General features: G+C 53.4%; 1 protein-coding gene. It reads left to right on the forward strand.

Features of this window, described 5'->3' with window-relative positions; translation table 11 throughout:
* On the forward strand, nt 1-186 hold a 186-nt coding region (locus AC1RPU_RS08535; RefSeq protein WP_481769739.1), incomplete at its 5' end, for a ribosome modulation factor.
* Nucleotides 187-236: the final 50 nt, after the last annotated feature.

Below are 236 nucleotides of genomic sequence, written 5' to 3' on the forward strand. Positions count from 1 at the left end.
TTTTCTTTAGGCACAATGGACGAACACGACGCGTACCATGAGGGGAGATTGGCGGCTATGGTCTACAAACCTGCCTCCTACAACCCGTATCCGCCGCGCTCCGCAAAACGTGAACAGTGGAGCGCGGGTTTTCAACGAATGAAACAACTTTTGGAGCAAGAGCATGAAAAACGACAACCACGGTGACGCATTCGACGAAGGCTACGAGGCATTCCGCGATGGTGTACCCGAGCATG

This window comes from Dellaglioa sp. CoH-55-MRSF-7, from assembly GCF_056782235.1.